General features: G+C 60.9%; 22 protein-coding genes and 1 tRNA gene. 21 read left to right on the top strand and 2 right to left on the bottom strand.

Annotated elements, in window-relative coordinates; genetic code table 11:
• Positions 1-124: 124 nt before the first annotated feature.
• The 3 genes from MLD24_RS04195 to queF are packed head-to-tail and all read left to right on the top strand — an operon-like array spanning position 125 to position 2677.
• Positions 125-1066, top strand: coding sequence for an ABC transporter ATP-binding protein (locus MLD24_RS04195; RefSeq protein ID WP_227171431.1), 942 nt, complete (start codon positions 125-127; stop codon positions 1064-1066).
• Positions 1063-1836, top strand: a complete 774-nt coding sequence (locus tag MLD24_RS04190; RefSeq protein WP_227171430.1) for an ABC transporter permease — start codon at positions 1063-1065, stop codon at positions 1834-1836. Before MLD24_RS04195 ends, MLD24_RS04190 begins: the two co-directional genes overlap by 4 nt.
• 22 nt (positions 1837-1858) lie before the next feature.
• Positions 1859-2677: an NADPH-dependent 7-cyano-7-deazaguanine reductase QueF gene (queF, locus tag MLD24_RS04185; RefSeq protein ID WP_248164397.1), complete on the top strand. Its 819-nt coding sequence runs from the start codon at positions 1859-1861 to the stop codon at positions 2675-2677.
• Between the two features lie 47 nt (positions 2678-2724).
• Here queF and MLD24_RS04180 read toward each other — a convergent pair whose 3' ends face one another.
• Together MLD24_RS04180 and MLD24_RS04175 are read right to left on the bottom strand one after the other, a co-directional pair.
• The gene (locus MLD24_RS04180; RefSeq protein ID WP_248164396.1) at positions 2725-4137 is read right to left on the bottom strand and encodes an adenylate/guanylate cyclase domain-containing protein; all 1413 of its coding nucleotides are present in this window, start codon (positions 4135-4137) and stop codon (positions 2725-2727) included.
• A gap of 1 nt (position 4138) precedes the next feature.
• Complete coding sequence (locus MLD24_RS04175; protein WP_248164394.1) at positions 4139-4450, bottom strand: Mpo1-like protein; 312 nt, start codon at positions 4448-4450, stop codon at positions 4139-4141.
• A 206-nt stretch (positions 4451-4656) separates the two neighbouring features.
• Here MLD24_RS04175 and MLD24_RS04170 point away from each other — a divergent pair, with 206 nt between their 5' ends.
• The 18 genes from MLD24_RS04170 (at position 4657) to secF (ending at position 23109) form a co-directional block, all read left to right on the top strand.
• Positions 4657-5208 carry a nitroreductase family protein gene (locus MLD24_RS04170; RefSeq protein ID WP_248164391.1) on the top strand — a complete coding sequence of 184 codons (552 nt, stop codon included), beginning with the start codon at positions 4657-4659 and terminating at the stop codon, positions 5206-5208.
• A gap of 204 nt (positions 5209-5412) precedes the next feature.
• The gene (gene flgB, locus MLD24_RS04165) at positions 5413-5811 is read left to right on the top strand and encodes a flagellar basal body rod protein FlgB (RefSeq protein ID WP_227171425.1); all 399 of its coding nucleotides are present in this window, start codon (positions 5413-5415) and stop codon (positions 5809-5811) included.
• 33 nt (positions 5812-5844) lie between these two features.
• On the top strand, positions 5845-6300 hold the full coding sequence (flgC, locus tag MLD24_RS04160) for a flagellar basal body rod protein FlgC (protein ID WP_227171424.1): 456 nt from the start codon (positions 5845-5847) through the stop codon (positions 6298-6300).
• 17 nt (positions 6301-6317) lie between these two features.
• On the top strand, positions 6318-6995 hold the full coding sequence (locus MLD24_RS04155) for a flagellar hook assembly protein FlgD (protein WP_227171423.1): 678 nt from the start codon (positions 6318-6320) through the stop codon (positions 6993-6995).
• Between the two features lie 27 nt (positions 6996-7022).
• Positions 7023-8927: a flagellar hook-basal body complex protein gene (locus tag MLD24_RS04150; RefSeq protein WP_248164388.1), complete on the top strand. Its 1905-nt coding sequence runs from the start codon at positions 7023-7025 to the stop codon at positions 8925-8927.
• A 174-nt stretch (positions 8928-9101) separates the two neighbouring features.
• Complete coding sequence (locus tag MLD24_RS04145) at positions 9102-9854, top strand: flagellar basal body rod protein FlgF (RefSeq protein WP_227171421.1); 753 nt, start codon at positions 9102-9104, stop codon at positions 9852-9854.
• Positions 9855-9931: 77 nt separating this feature from the next.
• Positions 9932-10720 (top strand): flagellar basal-body rod protein FlgG, encoded by a 789-nt coding sequence (gene flgG, locus MLD24_RS04140; RefSeq protein ID WP_227171420.1) that lies wholly within the window; start codon positions 9932-9934, stop codon positions 10718-10720.
• 32 nt (positions 10721-10752) lie between these two features.
• Complete coding sequence (gene flgH / locus MLD24_RS04135; protein ID WP_248164386.1) at positions 10753-11457, top strand: flagellar basal body L-ring protein FlgH; 705 nt, start codon at positions 10753-10755, stop codon at positions 11455-11457.
• Entirely contained in the window at positions 11454-12551 is a 1098-nt protein-coding gene (locus MLD24_RS04130; protein WP_248164384.1) for a flagellar basal body P-ring protein FlgI, read from the top strand. The genes flgH and MLD24_RS04130 overlap by 4 nt, the downstream gene beginning before the upstream one ends.
• Before the next feature lie 9 nt (positions 12552-12560).
• Positions 12561-13547, top strand: a complete 987-nt coding sequence (gene flgJ, locus MLD24_RS04125) for a flagellar assembly peptidoglycan hydrolase FlgJ (protein WP_227171418.1) — start codon at positions 12561-12563, stop codon at positions 13545-13547.
• Between the two features lie 19 nt (positions 13548-13566).
• Positions 13567-15612 (top strand): flagellar hook-associated protein FlgK, encoded by a 2046-nt coding sequence (gene flgK / locus MLD24_RS04120; RefSeq protein WP_227171417.1) that lies wholly within the window; start codon positions 13567-13569, stop codon positions 15610-15612.
• Positions 15613-15631: 19 nt separating this feature from the next.
• Positions 15632-17230, top strand: coding sequence for a flagellar hook-associated protein FlgL (gene flgL, locus MLD24_RS04115; RefSeq protein ID WP_248164381.1), 1599 nt, complete (start codon positions 15632-15634; stop codon positions 17228-17230).
• 73 nt (positions 17231-17303) lie between these two features.
• Positions 17304-17390 (top strand) — tRNA-Leu (locus MLD24_RS04110).
• 114 nt (positions 17391-17504) lie between these two features.
• Positions 17505-18581, top strand: a complete 1077-nt coding sequence (queA, locus tag MLD24_RS04105) for a tRNA preQ1(34) S-adenosylmethionine ribosyltransferase-isomerase QueA (RefSeq protein ID WP_248164379.1) — start codon at positions 17505-17507, stop codon at positions 18579-18581.
• A 14-nt stretch (positions 18582-18595) separates the two neighbouring features.
• Positions 18596-19717 carry a tRNA guanosine(34) transglycosylase Tgt gene (tgt, locus tag MLD24_RS04100; protein WP_227176113.1) on the top strand — a complete coding sequence of 374 codons (1122 nt, stop codon included), beginning with the start codon at positions 18596-18598 and terminating at the stop codon, positions 19715-19717.
• A 156-nt stretch (positions 19718-19873) separates the two neighbouring features.
• Positions 19874-20236, top strand: a complete 363-nt coding sequence (yajC, locus tag MLD24_RS04095) for a preprotein translocase subunit YajC (protein WP_228752813.1) — start codon at positions 19874-19876, stop codon at positions 20234-20236.
• A gap of 52 nt (positions 20237-20288) precedes the next feature.
• On the top strand, positions 20289-22163 hold the full coding sequence (gene secD, locus MLD24_RS04090; RefSeq protein ID WP_248164376.1) for a protein translocase subunit SecD: 1875 nt from the start codon (positions 20289-20291) through the stop codon (positions 22161-22163).
• Positions 22156-23109, top strand: coding sequence for a protein translocase subunit SecF (secF, locus tag MLD24_RS04085; protein ID WP_248164373.1), 954 nt, complete (start codon positions 22156-22158; stop codon positions 23107-23109). Before secD ends, secF begins: the two co-directional genes overlap by 8 nt.
• Positions 23110-23123 lie beyond the last annotated feature (14 nt).

Genomic DNA, 23123 nt, shown 5'->3' with positions numbered 1-23123 from the left:
ACCGGATATCGCCTGGCCGTCGGACCGGGGCTTGAAATCGGCATCCGGTGATGCCATCTAGTGAGGCTCTTCAAGCCAATCCGCCCTGGCTGCGGCGGCGTCACTGCAAGTATCGGGATTCACTATGACCTACGCACTGGAAATCGAAGGCCTGACCAAGACCTATGGTGATGGTTTCGAAGCCCTGAAGGGAATTGACCTGAGGGTGGAGCAGGGCGACTTTTTCGCGCTGTTGGGCCCCAACGGCGCTGGCAAGTCCACAACCCTGGGAATCGTCAGTTCTCTGGTCAACAAGTCCGCGGGTAAGGTCAAGGTGTTCGGGCATGATATTGACACCGATCTGGCGGCCGCCAAGCTGGGTTTGGGGGTGGTACCCCAGGAGTTCAATTTCAACCAGTTTGAGAAGGTCTTTGACATCGTCACCACCCAAGCGGGCTACTACGGTCTGCCATTGCGCCGGGCCAGGCGCTCAACCGAGAAGTACCTCAAGGAGCTGGGGCTCTGGGACAAGCGGGATACGCCGGCACGGATGCTCTCCGGCGGCATGAAGCGGCGGCTGATGATCGCCCGGGCTCTAGTGCACGAACCCGGCCTGCTGATCCTCGATGAGCCGACCGCTGGTGTGGATATTGAGCTGCGGCGCTCAATGTGGGCCTTCCTGGAGGAAATGAACCGCCAGGGCACCACGATCATCCTGACCACCCATTATCTGGAAGAGGCGGAAGCGCTGTGCCGCAACATTGCCATCATTGACCATGGCAGCATTCTCCAGAACACCAGCAAGCGTGATCTGCTGAAGCAGCTGCATCGGGAAACCTTCATCATGGACCTGAAGGCACCCCTTGAAGGCGCGCCGGAACTGGCCGGCTTCGAGGCGCGGCTGGCTGATGACGGAGCCCTGGAAGTGGAGGTCGAGAAAGGGCGAAGTCTGAATGAGGTGTTTGATGCCCTGAAGGCCCAAGGGCTGGAAGTGATGAGCATGCGTACCAAATCCAACCGCCTGGAAGAACTGTTCCTGACCATGGTCCAGGACAATGCCCGGGAACAGCAGGAGTCCACACAATGAGCCCATCCGCCATCCTGGTTGCGTTCAATACCATCCTGGTTCGCGAAATCCGCCGGTTTACCCGTATCTGGGCGCAGACCCTGCTGCCGCCAGCAGTCACTATGACCCTGTACTTCATCATCTTCGGCAACCTGATTGGCTCCCGCATCGGCGAGATGGGCGGTTTCGATTACATGGCCTACATCGTGCCCGGGCTGATCATGATGGCGGTGATCACCAACTCCTATTCCAACGTGGTGTCGTCGTTCTTCTCGATGAAGTTCCAGCGCAGCATTGAGGAGTTGCTGGTCTCGCCGGTACCGAACTGGGTGATCCTGACCGGCTACGTTGCTGGCGGGATGGCACGCGGCCTCAGCATCGGGGTGATCGTGACGATGTTGTCGCTGGCATTCACCCAGCTTGAAATCCACCATGTGGCGGTCACCATGCTGACGGTGGTACTGACATCCGCGCTGTTTGCGCTCGGTGGTTTCATCAACGCCATGCTGGCCACCAAGTTTGATGACATTTCCATTGTGCCGACGTTTGTGCTGACACCGCTGACCTACCTGGGTGGGGTGTTCTATTCGATCCAGCTGTTGCCGGAGTTCTGGCAGGCGGTTTCGATGGTCAATCCGATCCTGTACATGGTGAATGCATTCCGTTACGGCATTCTTGGCGTATCTGACGTCAACGTGGTATTTGCGTTGTCGATGATCCTGGTGTTTATTGCCATCCTGTTTACCGTTGCCCTGCAGATGCTCAAGCGTGGCAAGGGCATCCGTCACTAATGCGATCTGTTTGAGGACTGCTATGAGCCTGCACAACGCCCCACTGGGCAAAAGCAGTGAGTACCCCGACCAATACACCCCGGACCTGCTTTTCCCGGTGCCCCGGGATGACAACCGGCGTCGGCTGGGGCTGGACGACGGCCGCTGGCCCTGGTTCGGGGAAGATCTTTGGCAGGCCTGGGAAATCTCCTGGCTGCGTCCATCCGGTGTGCCGGCGGTGGCCTGGGCAGAGTTCCGTGTACCGGCGGCATCGCCCTCGCTGATTGAATCGAAATCCTGGAAGCTGTACCTCAACTCCCTCAATCAGACCGTGTTTTCGTCTCCGGAACGGGTCAAGGCAGTGGTGGAAAAGGATCTTTCCAGCGCCTGCGGCGCCACGGTTCATATGACCCTGCACAGCGTGGACGATGACGGTGAGGCGATTGGTCGTCCAGCGGGATTCGAGTCGATCGACGACGAAGCGGTGGAAGTGGCGGCCTATGAATACCAGCCGGAGCTGCTGCATGCCGGTGGCGACGTGGTGACCGAAAAGCTCTGTTCCCATCTGTTGAAGAGCAACTGCCCGGTGACCGGCCAGCCTGACTGGGGCACCCTGACCATCGAGTACACCGGTCCGGCCATTGATCGCCCGTCGCTGTTGCAGTACGTGGTGGGGTTTCGGCAGAAACAGGACTTCCACGAGCATTGCGTGGAGACGGTGTTCATGGACCTGATGGAGCGCTGCCAGCCGGAGAAACTGACGGTTTGTGCCCGCTACACCCGACGCGGCGGGCTCGACATCAATCCCTGGCGCAGTACCGAGCCGGGCGCGGTGCCGTCACTGCGATTGGTGCGCCAGTAGTCATTCCGCGGGAGCGGCCAGCTGTCCCGGCTGTCACCGCTCCTGTTTCAGACATCCTCCTGGCGGAGCCGGTCGGCGGCATCCTCGAGTGCGCTCAGAATCGACTGCCGCTCTTTCTCGGTGACCTTCTCCGAATCCAGGTACATGGCGAAGCCGCTGTGTTCGTGTTCCAGGAAACTGCGGTTTGGCCCCATGTCACGACGGAAGTCCACCACCTCGTAGATGGGCACCGGGCGACCAAAGCCCTTCACCGTAATCTCGCCCTTGTCCCGGCACATGATCCGGTCCTTGATGAGGGAGAAGGTTTCGTAGGACACCAGAATTTCGCCAGGCTCGGCAAGGGATTCCAGGCGGCTGGCCAGGTTCACTTCCTTGCCGATGATGGTGTAGTCCATGCGGTTCTCAGCGCCGAAGTTGCCGACGGTGGTGTAGCCCGTGCTGATGCCCATGCGGATCTCCAGTGGCGTCTTGATGCCCTGGCTGCGCCACTTCTGGCGCATGATCTTCATGTGCTTGCGCATCTCGATGGCCATGGAAACGCAGGCAAACGCGTCTTCGCGCTGGCCGCGACTGGTGGGGTCGCCGAAGAACACCATGATCGAGTCGCCAACGAACTTGTCGATGGTGCCGCCGTACTTGAGGGCCACCTCCGACATTTCGTTGAAGTAGTGGTTCAGCAGTTCGGTCAGCGCTTCCGGTTCCATCTCCTCGGACAGGTCGGTGAATCCCTTGATGTCGGAGAAGAAAATGGCCAACTTCTTGCGCTGGGTTTCCAGTCGGACGTCCCGCTCGCCGGTAAAGATGGATTGCCAGACCTGCGGTGACAGGTACTTCGACAGTTTGTGGGACAGGGCGATGGACTGCTCGCGCTGATTCTGGATCTGGGTCTTGGCCAGCATCAGCGAGCGCGCCTGCTGGTGGGCGTAATAGGCGGTGACGCAGATGTAGGTGCCGGTGGCCAGCAGGGATACCAGCGTGGTCCAGATCGGCGCCTGGAGCGATGCAGGCACACCATTGAGCGCCACCGCGGCGGAGGTGCTGACAACGAGCAGCACCATGCCCAGCAACCACTGGCGAATCCCGCCCACGATCAGGCAACTGAACATGATCATCAGCGCCACGGCGGCGGAGGGAACCAGAATCAGTCCCCAGGTGCCGATGCAGGCGCCACCAAAGATGCAGTCCAGCATCAGCATTTTCTGGCGTATGCGGTTGGACTTGCGGAGCAGGGTGCGGCGACTGAGGTAGCAGGCAATGTGGGGCCAGATCAGGCAGCCGGCAAGCAGACCGTACATGTTGGCGCCGAACAGGCCCTCGAACATACCGAGGGCGATAATCAGTGCGGTGGCGGTATAGGCGACCACCCGACCGTTATAGTCGGGCATGGGTGGGACCGCGACCGGCGTGCTGTTTCCATCCAGCACCAGCGCTTTCCCCATATTGAGAGGAGCGTTCATCATCCTAGAACCTGATCCGTCCTACCAGCATGTCCTTGAGCATCACCCAATCACCCAACAGGCTGTAGAGAGGATGCTTGAAGGTGGCTGGCCGGTTCTTCTCGAATTTGAAATGACCAACCCAGGCAAATCCATAGCCGATCACGGGCAGAAGCCAAAGTAGTGCGAAACGGCCGCTGACCAGGGCGTAAGCGGCGACAGCCAGAACCAGCAGGCTGCCAAGGTAATGGAGGCGACGGCAGGTCGGGTGCCGGTGTTCTTCCAGATAAAACGGATAGAACTCGCTGAAGCTGTTGAATCGGCGATCGTCGCTCATGTTGCCACTACCTGTTTATTGAATGTTATAGGAGGTAGATTGTCGTGTTTCGATAACCTGGCAATTGCCACGGCGGCATTCGCCACGAAACTACGACTAAAGACTAACAGCATTGCCTGAACTGCACAATTCTGGCAGTTTGTGGCCTGATCTGCAGCCATTGTGCCGCTTGATTGCGGCACCTTAACCCGTTAGCCGGAAGGATTATGACCGAGGTAATTGACGCCATTCTCAACCGTTCATCGGAACCCCGACTGATCGCCCCCGCGCCGGATCAGGCGCTGCTGGAGCAGGTCTTCGAATGTGCCGCACGGGCGCCGGATCATGCGCTTTTGCGCCCCTGGCGGTATCTGGTGATTGAAGGCGAGGGGCTGGTGCGTTTGGGCGAGCTGTTCGCCAGCACGGCCGACACCGAGGCTGAGAAAGACAAGCTTCGACGCATGCCGATGCGGGCGCCCATGCTGGTGGTGGCGATCACCAGCCCAACCGAGCATCCCAAGGTGCCGGAGGTGGAGCAGGTGCTGTCCACCGGGGCGGGGTTGGCGTATATGCTGCTGGCGCTGCAGTCCGCGGGTTTTGGTGGTATGTGGCGGACCGGGGCGCTGGCCTATGACGAGCGGGTGAAACAGGGGCTCGGGTTGCAGGCGGAAGAGAGTATCGCCGGCTTCCTGTACGTCGGCTCCGTAGCGGACAGCAAACCGTCGGTGCCGCGTTTGTCGGTGGCCGAGTTTGTCCGCTCCTGGCCGGACACGCCATAGGGAAAGACCTTGCCGCTTTTCCGGGTGGTTGCCGCCAGCGGCTGCGCCACCCACATCTCCTATTCCTCTCCCGTTTGACCGCATCCCCCGCCATTCCTGACCTTCCGTATCCTGCCAAGAAACTGGCATCGCAATTGCTTTGACTCTGGAAAGACGACCTATCGCCCAACTTGACGGGCTCAGAACGGCTGTTCCGGAGGCAGTATGGCAATCACCTTTGACAAGGCACTGGGCATTCACGAACACGCTTTGCAGGCGCGGGTAAAACGCGCCGAGGTGCTGGCCAACAACCTGGCCAACGCGGATACCCCCGGCTACAAGGCCCGGGACGTGGACTTCCAGGCGATGATGGCCCGGGCTCAGGAGTCGATGAGCGGCTTCGAAATGGCGCGAACCCACGCTGGCCACCTGGATGATGGCACTGGCGGCGGCAATGGCGAGTTGATGTACCGCAACCCCCATCAGCCCTCAATTGACGGCAATACGGTCGACAGCCAACAGGAGCAGAGCCGCTTCATGCGTAATGCCATGGATTACCAGGCCAGCTTCCAGTTCCTGAACGCCAAGTTCAGTGGTTTGAACAAGGCCCTGAAAGGCCAGTAACACAGCGACCCAGGATTAATCAGGAGATTCATCATGTCCCTAGGCAGCATCTTTGACATTGCCGGCTCCGGTATGACTGCGCAGTCGCTGCGACTGAACACCACCGCCTCGAACATTGCCAACGCCGAGACCGCCAGTTCCAGTACCGATACCACCTACCGTGCCCGCAAGCCGGTGTTCGCCGCCATCCAGCAGCAGATGCTCAACCCCGACCAGGGGTGGCAAGGCGTTGCCGCTGCCGGTGACGATGCCCTGGGCGCCGGTGTGCGGGTGGAAGGTATTGTAGAGAGTCAGGCCGAGCTGCAGATGCGGTATGAGCCGGATCATCCCGCCGCCAACGAAGACGGCTATGTGTATTACCCCAACGTCAACGTGGTGGAAGAAATGGCGGACATGATGTCCTCATCCCGCAGCTTCCAGATGAACGTGGACGTGATGAACACCGCCAAGTCGATGATGCAGCGGATTCTGACCCTGGGACAGCAATAAGACGCGAGGAATAAGCCATGAGTGCGGTTAACAGCACAACCAGCAGTGAGTTCCTGAGTCAGTACGGCATCAAACAGGACGACAAGGCCAAGGGCAGTGATGAGCTGGGCCAGGGCGAGTTCATGGAGCTGATGCTCGCGCAGCTGAAGAACCAGAACCCACTGGAGCCACAGGACAACGGCGAGTTCATTGCCCAGCTGGCGCAGTTCAGTTCCCTGGAAGAAATGCAGAAAGTCTCCAGTGCGGTGGACAACGTGGTGGGCGAATTCCGCTCTACCCAGGCCCTGCAGGCTTCCGCCATGGTGGGGCGGACGGTGCTGGTGCCGGGTACGGCCGCCAAGCTGGTGAGCGAAGGCGAGATTGAAGGCGCGGTGGCGGTACAGGCTTCCACCTCCAACCTGAAGATCTCCATCAAGAACAGCGCCGGTGAGCTGGTGCGGCAGATTGATCTGGGTCAGGCGGCCAAGGGCTACGAGAAATTCACCTGGGACGGCAATGACGCCAACGGCGATCCGTTGCCGCCCGGCAAGTACGAGTTCGTTGCGGAGGGTAGTTACCCTTCCGGCACCGAACAGCTTGGCACCCTCATCAGCGCCAACGTGGACAGTGTTTCACTGGGTGGCGCGGGTGAAATCACGCTTAACCTGGCGGGGCAGGGCTCGGTGGCCCTTGCCGACGTCTACCAGATCAATTGATCCAGAATCTGAAATTCGAGGTGTAACATGGCTTTCAATACGGGTCTTAGTGGATTGCGGGCAGCTTCGGTTGATCTGGATGTCACCGGCAACAACATTGCCAACGCCAGCACCGTGGGCTTCAAATCCAGCCGAGTGCAGTTTGGAGACCTGTACTCCAGTGGTTTTCTGAGTGCTGGCAGTAACTCCGTTGGTGACGGCGTGCGGGTGCAGGATGTCCGCCAGAGCTTCGGTCAGGGCAACATCAGCTTTACCGACAATGCTCTGGATATGGCCATCGACGGGGACGGCTTCTTTATCCTCAACAATGGCGGTGAGACCCGCTATTCCCGCGCCGGTCAGTTCGGCGTTGATAAAGACGGCTACGTGGTCAACAACCAGAACATGCGGGTTCAGGGCTACGAGGCCGACGACGACGGCAACCTGTCCGGCGTTCGCGGTGACCTGCGTATCGACACCGACAACCTGGCGCCCCGCCGTACCACCCAGATCGATTTCGATCTGAACCTGGATTCCCGCCAGTCGGTGCTGGAGCGGCAGGTCAACATACTGGGAGATGTCACCGTGCCGGCAGCCGGGTTTGCCGGTGAGACCCTGACTCTGACCTACGAAGATGGCAGCACTCGGGACATTGTGATCCCGGCGCCCAATCCCGATCCGATCTCCGCGACTGACGTGGTCTCGCTGTTGGATCAGGAAGACGGCGTGGGGGCGTCGGCCCAGACCATCCTGAATATGACCGGCCAGGCGCCGCCCCTGGATAACGCCTTCATCACTGCCGGCGGTTTCAGCTTCGAAGTGCAGGTGGATGGCGTCGCCGTGCCGGTGGATACCTCGGGGGTCACGGATCTCGACTCCCTGGCTGACGCCATCAACAACTCCAGTGCCAACTCGGTCACCGCGTCGGTGGACGATGCCACCGGCGAGTTGCGACTGATCGACAACAGCGGCAATCCACTGGCGGCCAGCTACACCAATAACGCTACCACGGTGAATCAGCCGGAAGAGCTGGCCACGATTCGAATTACCACCGATCGGGATGTCGCCGACCTGACCTCTGACGATGCCGCCAGTGCCTTTGCCACGGCCTGGGGTGCCCGGGCTCCCCAGGTGACCAACCAGTTCAACCCGTTGGATCAGAAGACCTACAACTACGCCACGTCCACCAAGATTTATGACAGTCTGGGCAACTCCCATGAGATGACCCAGTATTTCGTCAAAAATCCGGCGCCGGGTAACGGTGTGGGGGCGAGCCAATGGTCCATCTACGTCCAGATTGACGGTGAATTTGTCGGAGGTACGGATTCCACGCCGTTTGTCGCCCGCTTTACGGAAGATGGTCGGTTGCAATCCATCAACGGCGATCAGGCCGGTGAAATGGTGATCGGCGACTGGGTGCCGAAAGATGAGAACGGCGATCCCAACGGTGCTGATGGCCCACCACCTCCTGGTACCGTCATCGAGACGCCGATTCCGGATCCCCCCACCAGTTCCGCTTTTGTGATCGGGCTGTCGGAGACGACCCAGTACGGCACGTCATCTGGCGTGAACGACCAGAATCAGAACGGTTACACCACCGGTCGCTTGGCGGGGCTGGACGTATCCTCGGAAGGGGTGCTGTTTGCCCGCTACACCAACGGCCAGTCCCAGGCGTTGGGACAGGTAGCATTGGCGGCCTTCAGCAATACTGATGGTTTGACCCCGGTGGGGGACACCACCTGGGTGGAGACCTTTGAGTCCGGTCAGCCGGTGATTGGTCAGCCGGAGACCGGCACTCTGGGGTCGATTGAGGCCAGCCAGGTGGAAGAGTCCAACGTTGACCTGTCCGAAGAGTTGGTGAACCTGATCATCGCCCAGCGTAACTATCAGGCCAACGCCAAGACCATTGAAACCTCTGATGCGGTCACCCAGACCATCATCAACCTCCGCTGATAACCGTTAGCGCAGCTTCCCGGGTTCGTAAGATGGACCCGGGAGTCGCTTGTTGCTTCTGTCCCTTCTATTTCTGCGGCCCGGATTCCCGGTGACCGGCTCTCATTCTTGCTTGTTGGCACAAGTTCTGCATTAACCCTGCTATCAGTCAAAGTTCCGGCAGGAGTTTTCCGCATGGATAAGTCCCTCTACATCGGCATGTCAGGCGCCAAGCAGAACATGCTGGCCCAGCGGGCCCACGCCAATAACCTGGCCAACGCCAACACCACCGGTTTCAAGCGGGATTTCGCCCAGGCCCGGAGTATGCCGGTGTTTGGTGAGCATCATCCCACCCGCGCCTACGCCATGACCGAGAGGCCCGGCACCGATCTGTCCGCCGGCGCGCTGATGGATACCGGTCGCAAGCTGGATGTGGCGGTGGAAGGTGACGGCTGGCTGGCGGTCCAGAATGGTCAGGGCGAAGAGGTGTTCGGTCGTTCCGGCAGCCTGCAGGTGGACGTCAACGGCCTGCTGCGCAATCGCAATGGCGACCTGGTGATGGGCAATGGTGGCCCGGTGGCCTTGCCGCCGTTTGACAGCCTGGAAATCGGTGCCGACGGCACCATTTCCATTGTGCCAGCCGGTGGTCCGCCCGATCAGCTGGTGGATATCGACCGGCTGAAGCTGGTGAATCCTCCGGCCGATGCCCTGGAGAAAGGTGAGGATGGCTACCTGCGTCGCAAGCCTGACCAGGCGCTGGACGGCCCGGAGCCGCCGGATGGCAATCTGCGGGTGGCCACCGGGTTTCTGGAGGCCTCCAACGTCAATGCGGTGTCCGAGATGATCTCCAACCTGCAACTGTCGCGGCAGTACGAAATGCAGGTGAAGGTCATGAGTACCTCCCAGTCCAATTCCGAGGCGGCGGCACGTCTGTTGCAGAACCTCTGATAACGAACCTGTTTCACAGCGCTGATGGCGCCAGGCGGCAACAGTTGGCCGCCATGCCACCGGCCGAGGAGTAGAGCATGCATCCAGCACTTTGGGTCAGTAAAACCGGGTTGAGTGCCCAGGACACCAACATGTCCACCATTTCCAACAACCTGGCCAACGTCAACACCACCGGTTTCAAGCGCGATCGCGCGGTGTTCCAGGATCTGCTGTACCAGATTCACCGCCAGCCCGGCGGTCTCAGTTCGCAGAACACCGAGCTGCCTTCGGGGCTGCAGCTGGGTACCGGTGTACGGGTGGTGGGTACCACCAAGCAGTTTACTCAGGGCAACCTGCAGAACACCCAGCAGCCGCTGGATATGGCGGTGGACGGTCGGGGCTTCTTCCAGATCCTGCTGCCCGACGGTGGCATTGCCTACACCCGCGACGGGCAGTTCCAGCTCAATGCCGACGGTGAGGTAGTGAATCCGGACGGCTACACCCTGGAGCCGAACATCACCATTCCCGACAACGCCACCAAAGTGACTATTGGCAAGGATGGCACCGTGTCTGTGGTGGTGGATGACCAGGCCAATCCGGTCAACCTGGGGCAGATTACGCTGGTGGACTTCGTCAATCCCCAGGGCCTGCAGGCCATCGGCAACAACCTGTTTCGGGCCACCAACGCCAGCGGTGACCCCAATGAAGGCGAAGCGGGTATTGGCGGACTCGGCAGTATCGAGCAGCAGATGACCGAGGCTTCCAACGTTGAGGTGGTCGAGGAACTGGTCAACATGATCACCACCCAGCGGGCCTATGAAATGAATTCCAAGGTGGTTTCCACCACCGACCAGATGCTGCAGTTCATCACCAACAACATCGGCTGATGGGCGTAGCGGCAATGAGTGAGGTGACTGTCATGAATGGGAACAACACCCAGACCAACGGGTACCGCCGGGTCGGCATGCCGGCTCTGGTGGCGCTCTTGGTGTTGCTGGAAGGTTGCACGGCAATGACCCGGCCCCGGGCGATACCGGATGATCCGGCCTACGCTCCGGTGCGGCCCCAGGAAATGATGGCTCGCGATCCCCACACCGGGTCGATCTACCAGACCTCCCGCAACTACAACTTCTATGGCGACACCGTTGCACTCAATGTCGGGGATATCCTCACCGTGACGCTGCAGGAGTCCACGCAGGCGAGCAAGTCAGCGGAGAGCAGCATCACCAAGGACAACGAACTGTCGATTCCGGAGCCGATTCTGCTGGGCAAGGCCAACCTGGGCATCAACACCAGCGCCAACTTTGAGCGGGATTTTGAGGGCCAGGCCGAAGCGGACCAGAGCAACAGTCTGAACGGCAGTATCACCGTTACAGTGACGGAAGTGCTGCCCAACGGCGTGCTGCGCATCCGAGGCGAGAAGTGGCTGTCTCTGACCAATGGTGACGAGTTTATCCGCCTGACCGGCATGGTCCGGCCTCAGGACATTGCCCCGAATAATACTGTGGCGTCCACCCGGATCGCCGACGCCCGCATTGCCTATGGTGGCACCGGCGATTTCGATCAGGCCAATCAGATGGGCTGGCTGGCACGGTTCTTTAATAGTGAGTGGTGGCCGTTATGAACAGGCTGAGAAGTACGGCACTGCTGTTGGTTCTGGCTCTCGTGGCGGCGCCGGTGCTGGCCGACCGGCTCAAGGACCTGGCCCGCATCAAGGGCGTGCGTAACAACCAGTTGGTGGGCTACGGCCTGGTGGTGGGGCTGGACGGCACCGGTGACAAGGCGCCGTTCACCAACCAGACCTTCCGCAACATGATGAACCAGTTCGGTGTGACCCTGCCGGAAGGCACCAACCCCAACCTCGCCAATGTGGCGGCGGTGACGGTACACGCCACCTTGCCGCCGTTTGCCAAGCCGGGGCAGGAAATGGATGTGACGGTCTCCTCCATCGGCAATGCTGACAGTCTGAGGGGTGGCAGTCTGCTGATGACTTCTCTCAAAGGCGCTGACGGCCAGGTCTATGCCATGGCCCAGGGTAGCCTGGTGGTGGGTGGCTTTGGTGCCGCCGGCGCTGACGGTTCGCGGATTACCGTGAACGTGCCGAGCGTGGGTCGCATTCCCAATGGCGCTACCATCGAGCGCGAGGTGCTGTCGCCGTTCAGTCGCGGTGACACCATCACCTTCAACCTGCTGCAGCCGGATTTCACGACGGCACGGCGGGTGGTGGAGACAGTCAATGGCATGTTGGGGCCGGATATGGCCTATGCCCACGATGCCACGTCGATCTCCGTCAAGGCGCCACGGGACCCGTCCCAGCGGGTCAGCTTCCTGTCGATCCTGGAGAACCTGGAGGTCGACCCAGCCGAAGACGCCGCCAAGGTGGTCATTAACAGCCGCACCGGCACCATCGTGGTGGGGCAGAACGTGCGGGTCAGCCCGGCGGCCATTACCCATGGCAACCTGACCGTCACCATTCAGGAAAACCCGGAAGTGAACCAGCCGGACCCGTTTGCCAATGGTGACACGGTGGTGACTCCCAACACCCAGATTGCGGTGACCGAAGACCCGGCGCGGATGTTTCAGTTTGGTCCGGCGACCACCCTTAACGAGATTGTGCAGGCAGTGAACCAGGTCGGCGCGGCGCCGGGTGATGTCATGGCGGTGCTTGAAGCGCTGAAACAGGCCGGCGCCCTGCGGGCCGAACTGATTGTGATCTGAGGTAGCGTCATGCAGGACCCACGACTACAGCAATCCCGCATCTACACCGACTTCGGCGGTCTCAACGCGCTGAAGGCGGAAGCGCGCTCTGATCGCAAGGCGGCGCTGGAGGAAGTGGCGAAGCAGTTCGAGGGCCTGTTCCTCACCGAGATCATGAAATCCATGCGCAAAGCCAACGAGGTGTTCTCCGAGGGCAACCTGCTCAACAGCCAGCAGTCCAAGTTCTATCAGGACATGTTCGACAATCAGCTCAGTCTGACCTTGTCCGACCAGGGGCTGGGGCTGTCGGACACCCTGGTGCGTCAGCTCAGTCGCCAGATTCCGGGGATGTCCGCCGAAGGTGAGCGTCGGGCCGGCCACAAGGCCGACATTGCCGCCTACGACCGCAGTCTGCCGTCACTGTCGCGGCAACTGCCGGAGCGGCTTGCGGAAGTGAAGGCGGTGGCGGCGTCATCGGCGCCGGCGACCGACAGCGTCTTGCCGTCCCGGTTCGAGTCGCCACAGCAGTTTGTCAGTCAGTTGCTGCCCCTGGCGGAAGCGGCCGCGGCGGATTCCGGTATTGATCCCCGGCTGATGGTGGCGCAGGCCGCGTTGGAGACTGGTTGGGGGCGCCACATGATCGAAGGGGAGCAGGGTGCGCCGAGTTTCAACCTGTTCGGTATCAAGGCCGACGGGCGCTGGCAGGGGGATTCCGTCAACATCGCCACCTCGGAGTACCGGGATGGCGTGCGGATGAGTGAGCGGGCGCAGTTCCGGGCCTACCCGGATTACCAGGCCAGTTTCCACGACTATGTTGATTTCCTGAAGTCGAATCCCCGCTATCGCGAGGTGCTGGCGTCCGCCGAAGACCCGGCGCAGTTCGCTGACCAGTTGCAGGCTGCGGGTTATGCGACCGACCCGCATTACGCCAACAAGATTCGCCGGATCATGGCCGGCGAGACGATGAACCAGCCGGTGGGTGCCTCCGGGCAGTCGTCCCCGGGAGCTGACGGATAGGTTCCGAGGGTAAAACGCTATGGCCAATCTGATTCAAATTGGTTTGTCCGGTGTGCTGGGCCATCAGTCAGCCCTGAATACCACCGGTAACAACATCACCAATGCCAACACGCCCGGCTACAGCCGTCAGGAAGTGCTGTTCGAAAGCCAGCGCGGCCTGCGCACCGGTGCCGGTACGGTGGGCACCGGGGTCAACATCTCCAACATCCGCCGGGTGGCGAATGAGTACCTGGTGGAGCAGGTGCGTTCAGACACCTCGCTGCAGTCCGAACAGAAAGCGCTGAATCAGGAGCTCAGCCGACTGGACAACCTGCTGGGGTCCTCGACCACCGGGCTTAACGATGTCCTGAACAACTTCTTTGCCAGTCTCCAGAGTGCGGCGGAAGACCCGGCGTCGCTGCCCCAGCGACAGTCGGTGCTGAGTGAGGCCAAGGCGGTGGCGGATCGCTTCCAGTCTCTGCAGGCCGAGTTCATCCAGCAGCGGGAGTCGGTCAAGCTGCAGATGCGCCAGGGCGTTGAAGATGCCAACACCCTGATGTCCAGCATTGCCGAGCTGAACCTGGCGATCTCCAACAGCCCGGGTATTGCCCAGGGTCGGCTGCCTAACGATCTGTTGGACAAGCGCGACGAGAAGCTGCGTGAGCTGTCGGAGCTGGTGGGCATTCGGGTGCTCCACACCGAGGGCAATCAGGTCAACGTCATGCTGGGCAATGGTCAGGCGCTGGTAGTGGGGGCGGATGCCTCCCAGCTGTCGACACGGCCCAGCGTGGAAGACCCGGCTTTCCTGGAGTTCACCCTGCTGGATGCCGGGCGTCAGGTACCGATCGACAGCCAGATCACCGGCGGGTCCCTGGGAGGGCTGCGGCGCTTTGAACAGGAATCCCTGAAAACCGCGTTTGATGAGTTGGGCCGGGTGGCCATTGCCCTGCAGGACAACATCAATCACCAGCACGAGATTGGTATGGACCTGGAGGGCGACCTGGGTGGTCTGTTCTTCTCTGATATCAACTCGCCGGAGGCGATGTCCAGCAGGGTGATTGCCAACGGCAACAATCTGCCACCGGGGGATGCCGACATTGGCGTCGAGATCAGCGACAGCAACGCGCTGATCTCGGGCAGCTGGAACCTGCAGTTCTCAGGCGACGGTCGCAACTACGAGGTGATCGACAGCCAATCCGGTGAAGTGGTCAAACAGGGCCGTCTGCCGGACCCGCTGCCGGCTGAGATCGGCATGCCCGGGTTCAATATCCAGATCAACGACGGCACCTTCAACCCGGGTGACAGCTACCAGATTCAGCCCACCCGTAACGCTGCGGAATCGATTTCGCTGGAGGTGGAGCGGGAAGAGGATCTGGCCTTTGCCAGCCCGGTGCGGGCGGAAGCCAACGTCGGCAACAACGGCGACGGGGTGATTGATCAGGGGTTGATGCTGAACGTCCGCAACCCGCTGTCGAACGGCATCCTGCCGGGGTTCCGTAGCCAGGGGGAGCTGGACCCGCCGCTGGAAATCCGCTTCCGGGATGATGGCGGCACCCTGGTGTACGACGTGGTGGATGCCAACGACCCCAACAACGTGCTGGTGACGGGCAGTGCCACGCCGCCACAGAACGTCTACACCCCGGGCATTTCCAACAAGCTGTTCAGTGAGGACCCCACCGATCCGAACTACCAGGGCTTCCAGTTCGAGATCAGCGGCAACCCGCAGGCGGGAGACACCTTTAACATCGGCTACAACACCGAGGGTGTGTCGGACAACCGCAACGCCGAACTGATGGCGGCGCTGGCCGGCAAGAACACCATGAACAACGGCTCGCAAAACCTCACCGAGGGCTACGGCGGCCTGGTGGAGACCATTGGGGTGCAAACCCGCCAGAGCCAGCTTGACCTGGATTCCAGTGAGGCGCTGCTGCAGCAATCGGTGAACCAACGCGAGTCCGTGTCCGGGGTCAACCTGGACGAAGAAGCCGGGCGGCTGATCCAGTATCAGGCCGCTTACAACGCCTCGGCCCAGGTTATGAGCGTGGCCCAGAGTCTGTTCGACACCCTGTTGTCGACCTTCCGATAACGGAAATTGGTGAGCGACTATGATCAGAATCTCATCCCAGCAGATTTTCTCCAGCGGTATCAGCCGGCTGCAGGATCTGAACGCCAGCCTGCAGCAGACCAGCCAGCAGGTGTCCACCGGTAAGCGGGTAAACCAGCCCTCAGATGATCCGGTGGCGGCGGCGCGAATCCTCAAGCTGGACCAGGAAGTGGCGCGCATCGAGCAGTTCCAGCGCAATGCCGGCCTGGCAGAGAACCGTCTGCAGCAGGAAGAGAATGCCATCTCGAGCATGCTGGATGTGGTCCAGCGGGTGCGGGAGCTGACGGTTCAGGCGGGTAATGGCGCGCTGACCCCGAGCGACCGGCAGTCCATCGCCTCGGAACTGCGGGAGCGGCTGGATCAGCTGGCGACTCTGGGCAACGCCCGGGACGCATCCGGCGAGTACATCTTCAGTGGCTTCCAGGGGGAAGTGCCGGCGTTTGGCAAGAACATTTCCGGCAACTGGGTCTACCAGGGGGATGAAGGCCAGCGCAAGCTGGAGCTGGATGAGGGGGTTACGGTACCGATCAGTGATCATGGCAAGGGGTTGTTCGTGGACATTGCCAGCGCTGATCGCACCTTCTTTGCCGAAGCGGGAGGCGACAACGTATCCGGCGCCCGCATCAGTACCGGCATGGTGGTGGACCAGGATCTTTACAACCAGTTCTACGACAGCAATGGGGGTGTTGATCTGGAGGTGCGCTTTGTCGCCAATGGCGGTTCCCCGAGCGGCCTGGACTACGAGGTGGTGACCCGCGAGCAACCGCCGACCACGGTGGCCACCGGGAACTTCATCAGTGGCGAGAGCATCCAGTTTGAAGGTATCCAGTTTGAAATCCATGGCATTCCGGACGTCAACGACACCTTCGATATCAAGACCTCTGAGCGCCAGGGCATGTTCACCAGCATCGAGAAGCTGATCTACGGCCTCGAGAACCAGGCCAAGGGCCGGGCACGGGCGACAGTCACCAACTTCGCGCCCACCGGCGGCAAGCTCTACATCAACGGTTTGAGTGTGCCTCAGGGGGGGGCGGGTGCGGTCTTCACCGGGACCGAGACCAACGCCGACCTGCGGGACCTGATCAACAACCACACCGAGCTGGCGGAGCAGGGCATTACGGCCAGCATCGAGAATGGCAACGTGGTGATCCGCTCCGGTGGTCAGGACCTGAACATCAGCGCCCAGGACCCCGATCCCAAGGTTCCGCCCTGGCCGGATTACACCGGTGCGTTACAGGTAACCGGGGCCAAGGCGGAGGATCTTGATTTGGGGGCGGCACCGCCGGTGACCAGCGCCAACTACCAGGGTGGCAACGAAGCCTACGATGCCCTGGTGGCGGATTCCCTGGTAAACATGGACAACATCCAGGAAAGCCTGATCAGTACCCAGACCGAGATCGGTGGCCGGCTCAATTCCGTGGAGACCACCTCGGTGTTTCTGGAGGATTCTTCGGTGTACACCAAGGACATCCGCTCCCAGCTGCAGGACGTGGACTACGCCGAGGCCATCAGCAACCTGACCTTCCAGAGTTTCGTGCTGCAGGCGGCCCAGCAGTCGTTTGCCCAGGTCTCACGGTTGTCGTTATTCGACCGGTTGTAGCGATTGCGGACGACGGACTGAATAGCCTGTTGATTTCACAAGGCGCGTCGGTATAATTGCCAATCTCTCCGATGCCAGCGTGGTGAAATTGGTAGACACAGGGGATTCAAAATCCCCCGCCTTCACGGGCGTGGCGGTTCGAGTCCGCCCGCTGGTACCAGTATTTGAAGACCGGGCCGGTCTGCATCGACGGCCGGGCTGAGGGGAGTGGCAATGGTCACTCTCCCCAATCACATACCGACCGCCCTCGCGGTACCACTGAACAGTCCTGTCGATGAATGTCTCCGATTTTCACTTTGATCTGCCGGACGAGTTGATCGCCCGTTACCCACTGCCCGAGCGAAGCGCGTCCCGTCTGCTGACGTTGGACGGTCTCACCGGACACACCGGTCACCACACCTTCTCCGACCTGCCATCCCTGTTGCATCCTGACGATCTCCTGGTGTTCAACAACACCCGGGTCATTCCTGCGCGCCTGTTTGGCCGCAAGGAAACCGGGGGCCAGGTGGAAGTTCTGGTGGAGCGTCTGCTGGATGATCATCAGTTGCTGGCTCACGTTCGCGCATCCAAACCGCCCAAACCGGGGCAGCGGGTGCTGTTAGAAGACGGCACGGTGCTGCGGATGGAGGAGCGTCGCGAGGCGCTGTTCCTGCTTCGCTGCGAAGCTCCGGAGCCGGTGCTGGACGTGCTCGAGCGCATCGGGCACATGCCGTTGCCGCCCTACGTTGATCGCCCGGACGAACAGGCGGACAGAGAGCGCTACCAGACCGTCTATGCCCGCGAGGCCGGTGCGGTGGCGGCGCCCACCGCGGGCCTGCATTTCGACGAAGCCCTGATTGAGCGGCTGCAGGCACAGGGGGTGCGCACGGCGTTTGTCACCCTTCATGTGGGAGCCGGCACCTTTCAGCCGGTGCGGGTGGATCGCATCGAAGATCACGTCATGCACAGCGAAGTCGCCCAGGTGCCGGAAGAGACGGTGGAAGCCGTGCGCCAGACCCGTGAGCGGGGTGGTCGGGTGATCGCCGTCGGCACCACCTCGGTCCGTTCCCTGGAGTCGGCCAGCCGTGGCGGGGTGTTACGCACCTTCCGCGGGGAGACCGATATCTTTATCCGTCCCGGCTACCGGTTCCAGACCGTGGATGCCATGGTCACCAACTTCCACCTGCCGGAGTCCACCCTGATCATGCTGGTGAGTGCGTTTGCCGGCTACAACCATGTGATGGCGGCCTATGGCGAAGCGGTGGATCAGCGCTATCGTTTCTTCAGTTACGGCGACGGTATGTTTATTACTGGTCAGGAGCCCAGCCTGGGTTCGCTGGCCGGACAGTCACAAGCGGGAGAATCATCGTGAGCAGCGATTGCTTCATGTCCTTCGAACACCTCGGCAGTGACGGCAAGGCCCGTCGTGGTCGGCTGACCTTTCCACGGGGTACGGTGGAGACGCCGGCCTTCATGCCGGTTGGCACCTACGGCACCGTCAAGGGCATGCTGCCCCGGGACATCGAGGAGATCGGTGCCCACATCATTCTGGGCAACACCTTCCACCTGATGCTGCGGCCGGGCACAGAGGTGATTAAGGCCCACGGTGATCTGCATGACTTCACCCAGTGGCAGGGTCCGATCCTTACCGACTCCGGCGGCTTCCAGGTGTTCAGTCTGGGCGAAATGCGCAAGATCACCGAACAGGGTGTGACGTTCCGCTCGCCGGTGGACGGCTCGCCGGTGGAACTGAACCCTGAGATCGCGATGCAGGTTCAGCGCGACCTGGGCTCCGACATCGTCATGATCTTTGACGAGTGCACGCCGTACCCGGCCACCGAGAAGCAGGCCCGTGAATCGATGGAGCTGTCCTTGCGCTGGGCGGCCCGTAGTCGTCAGGCCCACGGTGACAATCCGGCAGCGTTGTTCGGTATTGTCCAGGGCGGTATGTACCCGGAGCTGCGGGACCGCTCATTGGAAGGTCTGGAGCAGATCGGCTTTGATGGTTATGCCATTGGCGGTCTCTCGGTGGGTGAGCCCAAGGACGAGATGATCCGCATCCTGGACCATCTGCCGCCCAAGATGCCGGCGGACAAGCCCCGCTACCTGATGGGCGTTGGCCGTCCCGAGGACATCGTTGAGGCGGTGCGTCGCGGGGTCGACATGTTTGACTGCGTCATGCCCACCCGCAATGCCCGTAACGGCTACCTCTTTACCGCCACCGGCATCGTCAAGATCCGCAACGCCCGCAACCGTCATGACACCGGGCCTCTGGACGACACCTGCGATTGTTACACCTGCAAGAACTTCTCCCGGAGCTACCTGCATCATCTTGATAAGTGTGGAGAAATGCTTGGCTCCCAGCTCAATACCATCCACAATCTGCGGTTCTATCAGAACCTGATGGCTGGTTTGCGCGGGGCCATTGAAGCGGGTACATTGTCCGACTTCGTCGCGGCCTTCTATGAGCGCCGGGGCGAACCGGTACCGCCCCTTGAAGTTGACTGACGACGCCCTCATCTCTGGGCTCGTTGCCTGCGAAAATGTCGCCAGCGGCGGCAGTACGGTTACAGAATTCGAGCCGCCGGCGTGATCGGTGCCCGACAGGGGCAGGGTGCGCCGGCTGCAAGCGATTTACCTCAAATCTGATTAACGGAGAAACCAATGAAATCACTGAAACTGTGGATGGCCGGCCTGGCGTCGATCGTGCCGGGCGTGGCGATGGCTCAGGAGCAGGCGCCTGGCCAGATGGGCGTGATGGGGCAGATCATCTTCTTTGCCGGCTTCATCCTGATCTTCTACCTGCTGATCTGGCGTCCCCAGTCCAAGCGTGCGAAAGAGCACAAGTCACTGATGTCCGGCCTGAACAAGGGCGACGAAGTAGTGACCTCCGGTGGCGTTGCCGGCAAGATCACCAAGGTAACCGACGATTTTATTGTGGTCGAGATTGCCGACAACGTGGAAATCAAGGTACAGAAAGTGGCGGTTGCGGCGGCCCTGCCGAAAGGAACCCTCAAGGATATCTGAGTCGATCCGTTGACTCACTGATTCCGAAGACCGGTTAGGACTAAGGGACCCCATGCTGAACAAGTACCCGCTCTGGAAGAACCTGATCATCCTGTTCGCCTTGGCGATCGGGTTTATTTACGCGTTGCCCAACCTGTATCCCGACGATTTCGCGATACAGATCACCGGGGCCCGAAGTAGCACGGAGGTCGATCAGCGTACGCTGGAGCGGGCGAGCCGGGCACTGCAGGACGCCGGAATCGAGATCAAGTCAGAGTCGTTGCAGGAACGCAACGGCCTGATCCGCCTGACCAACGGGGACGACCAGCTCAAGGCGCGTCCCCTGGTCCAGGCCACTCTTGGCAAGGAGTATCTGGTGGCGCTGAACATGGCGCCATCCACCCCCGAATGGCTCCGCAGTGTGGGTGCCGGCCCGATGAAGCTGGGTCTGGACCTGCGCGGTGGTGTCCACTTCCTGCTGGAAGTGGATATGGATTCGGCCCTGCAGCAGCGGATGGAAGCCTTCTCCGGCCAGATCAAGCGCGAGCTGCGGGAAGAGCGCATCCGTTACCGTGGCGGCGATGTTCTGGGTGGTCGTCAGATCGCCATGACCTTCCGCGACGAAGCTGACCGGGATGAGGCGTTCAGCCTGATTCGCCAGCAGCACACCCAGTTCCTGCTGGAAGAGCGTCGCAACGGTGACCAGTTCGAGCTGGTGCTGACGCTGTCAGACGCCGAAGTCAAACAGATTCAGGACTACGCCCTGGAGCAGAACCTGACCACCATCCGCAACCGGGTCAACGAGCTGGGTGTGGCGGAGCCGCTGGTGCAGCGCCAGGGGACTGAGCGCATCATTGTTGAGCTGCCGGGTGTCCAGGATACCGCCCAGGCTAAGCGGGTACTGGGGGCGACGGCCAATCTGGAGTTCCGTCTGGAAGCGCGTCCGGATGCCGAAGCCAGCGAGATCGAGGTGTATCCCTTCCGTGACGAGGCCCGCCGCACCGCGCGGCTGGAGCGGGAAATCATCGCCACCGGTAACAATGTGGCGAATGCCCAGCAGGCCTTCGATGAGAACGGTCAGCCCCAGGTCAACATCACCATGGATTCAGTGGGTGGTGATCTGATGTACCGGGCCACCAAGAACGCCATTCAGCGCCGCATGGCGGTGCTGTTCATTGAGTTCAAGACCGAGACCGAAGACCATCTGGTCGACGGTGAGTTGCAGTCGGTGGAGCGGCGCGTGGAAGAGCGCAGCATCATCAGTCTGGCGACCATTCAGTCAGCTCTTGGCAGCAGTTTCCGGATCACCGGTCTGGATTCGGTGCCGGAAGCGTCCGAGCTGGCCCTGCTGCTGCGTGCCGGCTCCCTGGCAGCGCCGATGTACTTTGTTCAGGAGCGCACCATTGGGCCGAGCCTGGGTCAGCAGAACATCGATGCCGGTGTGATGTCCGTTACCCTCGGCTTCCTGCTGGTGCTGATCTACATGCTGGTGTACTACCGCGGTTTCGGTCTGGTGGCCAACGTCGCGTTGACGCTGAACCTGATGCTGCTGGTGGCCTGCATGTCGATCCTGTCGGCCACTCTGACGCTGCCGGGCATTGCCGGTATTGTTCTCACCGTGGGTATGGCAGTGGATGCCAACGTGCTGATCTTCGAGCGTATTCGTGAAGAGCTCAAGGCCGGGGCGCCGCCCCAGTCGGCGATTCATTCCGGCTACTCGCGGGCGTTTGTGTCGATTCTGGATGCCAACATCACCACGTTATTGGTGGCGATCATCCTGTTCGCCATGGGTTCCGGTCCGGTCAAAGGCTTCGCTGTGACCCTGTGTCTGGGCATCCTGACCTCGATGTTTACCGGTCTGATGGTAAGTCGAGGCATTGTCAACGTGGTCTACGGCGGCCGTAACGTCGAGAAACTGTCGATCGGAGGGAAACTGGCCAATGTCTGAATCAGCGAAGCGACCGTTCGACTTCATGGGGCTGCGCAAGCCGGCCTCACTGTTGTCCATTGTTCTGGTGGTGGTGGCCGTTGTGCTGCTGGCCACCCGTGGCCTGAGCCTGGGCCTCGACTTTACCGGGGGCACCTCGGTGGAGTTGGAGTATCAGCAGCCGCCGCAGCTGGATGAGGTCAGGGCGACTCTCACTGACGCCGGCTATGACCAGTTCGTGGTGCAGAACTTCGGTGCCGACACGCTGGTGCTGGTGCGTCTGGCGGAGTCCGGCAACGACAAGCTGGCGGAAGAGATCACCGCCGCGCTGATGGCCGACGGCGATCAGCTGAAGCTGGTGAGCTCCGAGTTCGTTGGCTCCCAGGTGGGGGATGAGCTCAAGGAAGACAGTGGCCTGGGGCTGCTGATCGCTCTGGCTGTGGTGCTGGTGTATGTCGGCATGCGCTTCCAGTTCAAGTTCGGCATTGCCTCGGTGGTGCCGCTGGCCCACGACGTCATCATCATTCTGGGGGTGTTTGCGCTGTTCCAGTGGACCTTCGACCTGAGTGTGCTGGCGGCGTTGCTGGCGGTGATCGGCTACTCGCTGAACGACACCATCGTGGTGGCGGATCGAATCCGGGAGAACTTCCGCAAGCTGCGGATTGAAGACCCAGAGGAGATCATCAACGAGTCGATCCACCAGACCATCAGCCGGACCATCAACACCTCCGGGACCACCTTGGTGGTGCTGCTGGCGCTGTATTTCCTGGGCGGCGAAGCAATCAACAACTTCGCGCTGGCGCTGATCATCGGTGTGGTTGTCGGTACCTATTCCTCCATCTACGTCTCAGCCAACCTGCTGGTGTCTCTGGGCGTAACCCGGGACGATATGATTGTCCCGCCGAAAGAGGGAACCGGTGAAGGCGACGAGGAAGAGCAGCCGCCGGAATGGCTCAATCGGATGTAGATCCGTTTCGTCGG

Origin of the sequence: Marinobacter xestospongiae, assembly GCF_023156385.1 — a bacterium.
Lineage (GTDB): Bacteria > Pseudomonadota > Gammaproteobacteria > Pseudomonadales > Oleiphilaceae > Marinobacter > Marinobacter xestospongiae.
Note: the sequence above shows the minus strand (reverse complement) of the source record. Positions and strands in the feature narration are given on the sequence as shown.